This window comes from Pseudomonas sp. IT-P44, assembly GCF_949768225.1.
Lineage (GTDB): Bacteria > Pseudomonadota > Gammaproteobacteria > Pseudomonadales > Pseudomonadaceae > Aquipseudomonas > Aquipseudomonas migulae.
Genome location: NZ_CATKQM010000074.1, coordinates 1 through 2,936 on the forward strand (window position 1 = coordinate 1; position 2,936 = coordinate 2,936).

A 2,936-nucleotide genomic window follows, 5' to 3' on the forward strand; every position below is an offset into this window, starting at 1 on the left:
GAGCCCTTTGGTTACTTTGGGGCTTTTCCAAAGTGACTCGCTGTAAAAGCGAAACCATAAGCGGCCGTTACCGCAGCAACGGATATGTACACCATTCCCAAATCCGCCGCAGGCTAAAAAACCGCAGCTCAGTTATTGCGCAACAGCACGTAAGCCTCACCACCATTACGGTCATGCTGAAGAATGAAGTTTGCGCCCTGCAGGCTAACCTTCGACGGCACACGATCCGCCACCGCTGTCTGCGAATATGGCTGCACAGCGCTCAGCAATTGCCGGGTCAGGCTGTTGTCGGACTGGCTCGGAGTCGTGACCACGCACTCTTTCGCAGACAACTGCACCGCAAGGTTTTTGTCAGCCGTGAAGCCGATACGGGTAAAGCCCATATCCTGCAGATCGTCGATACCGTAACGCTTGGCGGCTTCGGCCGAACCAGCGAACGATGGCGCAGTCTTCAGGCAAATGTCGGTGAAAGCTTCAATGGCCTTGGACTTGACGAGAATCGGAGCATTCGGGGTTGATGCAGCGCAACCGGCGAGCACGAGAAGGCTGGACAGGGCGAGCTTGCGAAACAACGAATAGGACATGACGCGGGGATCCTTCCATTTGAATACGGCGCGCAACCATCGGGTCGCGTGCCACTTGAGCAGGTGGGCCCGAATGGTAAAACAAGCCCGGCCTCCACCGCGAGAGGATGAGCGTCGAGGCCCTTCTCATTCAGCACCAACAATGAGTCAAGACGATCTGCATCGGACTCAATACGTTCAGAACCCAATAGCGCGGCATCAAAGGCAACACTGTCTCCACTCCCAACGCACACCGCGTTGGGGTGTGAAAGGTATCGCCACCCCACTATTGGAAGCCTGACTCATGAAAACCTTAAGCATCGAGAACTACAAAACCAATGCCGCCTCTGGACAATCATCGCTCGGGAGCAAAACCACAGCGATTGGAACTTACGGAGCGTACTTTGCCCTCGCCGTGATCTACTTCTGGTTCGGTGGCATGAAATTCACTCACTACGAAGCGCAAGGCCTGGTTCCGCTGGTGAGCAACAGCCCTTTCCTGGGTTGGGTCTACAACATTTTCAGCGTCGATACCTTCTCCAGTTTACTCGGCGTCCTGGAAGTCTCGATCGGTGCTCTTATTGCAGGTCGACTGCTGTCACCCAAGCTTTCATTGATCGGTGGCGCGTTGTCAGCCGGGCTGTTTTTCACGACGTTGAGCTTTATGTTGTCGACACCAGGAGTGATCGAACCCAGCCTCGGTTTCCCGGCCATTTCGGTTGCACCGGGCCAGTTTCTCCTGAAAGACATCGGTTTGCTTGCCGCGTCCATCTTCGTGGCCGGCCATTCATTAACCGCGCTGGAAAACCGCTGAATCGATGCTCCTTCTCTTGGGATGGCCTGAAGCAATTCGATGTTTTCAGGCCATGCCCCATCAAGAAAGTCCATCCCCCTCTCCCGCCAAATCTTTCAGCCAGTCCCGAGGGCTGTAGCCCGTCTTGCGACGAAACGCGCGAGCAAGTGCCGAAGGACTTTCATAACCGACTTCCGCGGCGATCAGCGTAATCGGCCGCCCTTCACGCAAACGCTTCTGCGCCAGGCTGATACGCCAGCTCAACAGATAGTCCGCCGGTGTCTGCCCTATAACGGCCCGGAAGTGCACAGCATAGGCCGCACGCGACATGTTCGACTCGCTCGCCAGTTCCGCCACCGACCAGGCACGGTGAGGTGCGTTGTGCATTTGCACCAGCGAGCGCGCCAGTCGCGAATCCGCGAGCCCGGCGATCATGCCGGTACGCAGTTGGTGATGATCGAGCAGATGTCGAAACAGCAGGATGATCAGTAATTCGAACAAGCGATCCAGCGCCGCTTCCCTGCCGCAATGTCCGGCTGCCGCCTCAACGAACATCCATCGCAGCGTATCGGCCAGCTGCGGTAACTCTTCCAGGGGCAGCACCAGGCAATCGGGTAACGAAGCAGACAACGGGTTATCGACCCCGCCCTCAAACTCCATCGACGCGCACAAGAGTTGAGCGCCATCGGGCTCACCGGCGAACAGTTGATGCCGGCTTGGGCGTGGCAGAAAAATCAGACTGGGTTGCGTCAGGAGCACGTCCTTGCGCTCGCCGCCCCGCAAAGTGATGGTACCGGCCTGCAGCAGGTGAATATGACCACGCTGGTCGGCGCCATCGTACGCCGCCATACCGCACAGCCTGCCGTTGTAAAACAGGTGTGCGCGTACGCCGAACTGCGAAAACAACGTAGACAGGCGATCCATGGGTATTCTCTTGGAGTGGTTTTGACTGGGTGTATATCCGTTGCTGCGGTAATGGCGGCTATTGGTTCCGCCCTTACGGCGGGTCACTTGGAGAAGCGCCAAGTAACCAAGCGCCCGCGCCCCTGACGTACGGTGGCTCGCCAAGGCTCGCCATGCCCTCGCTCCGGTCCTGCTCCGTGGGCCCGCCGCCATCGGCCATCCCTGGCCGGGGGCGGCTAACCCGGCCTCCATGCCGGGTTGCCCACTGCGCAGAACCTCCACTCGGCCTTCCGACGGGGCAGATCAAGATCAAAAGCCAAGCAAAAGCCAAAGCGAGGCGGCCTGCCAGCCGACCTGTCTCTATAACCGTACGCGCTCGCCTTCACTGCTGCGGTCACTCATTCCGGATATGTACACCGATCCCCTGTAGGAGCCGGCTTGCTGGCGATGGCGGTGGGTCAGTCGGCGCATTTATTGACTGGACGGACGCTATCGCCAGCAAGCCGGCTCCTACGGTTGATCGTATTTATCCAGACACATCTGCATTTACCCTGTAGGAGCCAGCTTGCTGGCGATGGACGTCAACGATAACGCGGGCTGTCTGAATAAACGCGTTGTCCGGTCGTTTTTCGCGGGCAAGCCTCGCTCCTACAGGGAATCGCGTTTGCTTTTGCTTC

General features: G+C 58.0%; 3 protein-coding genes. 1 reads left to right on the forward strand and 2 read right to left on the reverse strand.

What is annotated here, in order from left to right:
* Positions 1-128: 128 nt before the first annotated feature.
* Positions 129-584 (reverse strand): hypothetical protein, encoded by a 456-nt coding sequence (locus tag ACM6IO_RS26680; RefSeq protein ID WP_414912537.1) that lies wholly within the window; start codon positions 582-584, stop codon positions 129-131.
* A gap of 283 nt (positions 585-867) precedes the next feature.
* Here ACM6IO_RS26680 and ACM6IO_RS26685 point away from each other — a divergent pair, with 283 nt between their 5' ends.
* Entirely contained in the window at positions 868-1,377 is a 510-nt protein-coding gene (locus ACM6IO_RS26685) for a YkgB family protein (protein ID WP_223434963.1), read from the forward strand.
* A 60-nt stretch (positions 1,378-1,437) separates the two neighbouring features.
* Here the strand turns inward: ACM6IO_RS26685 and ACM6IO_RS26690 are convergent, their stop codons facing one another.
* Complete coding sequence (locus ACM6IO_RS26690) at positions 1,438-2,280, reverse strand: AraC family transcriptional regulator (protein WP_414912538.1); 843 nt, start codon at positions 2,278-2,280, stop codon at positions 1,438-1,440.
* Between the last annotated feature and the right edge of the window lie 656 nt (positions 2,281-2,936).

Coding starts and splice junctions, on each gene's coding strand:
- ACM6IO_RS26680 (WP_414912537.1), bottom strand. CDS start 584: ATGTCCTATTCGTTGTTTCGCAAGCTCGCCCTGTCCAGCCTTCTCGTG.
- ACM6IO_RS26690 (WP_414912538.1), bottom strand. CDS start 2,280: ATGGATCGCCTGTCTACGTTGTTTTCGCAGTTCGGCGTACGCGCACAC.
- ACM6IO_RS26685 (WP_223434963.1), top strand. CDS start 868: ATGAAAACCTTAAGCATCGAGAACTACAAAACCAATGCCGCCTCTGGA.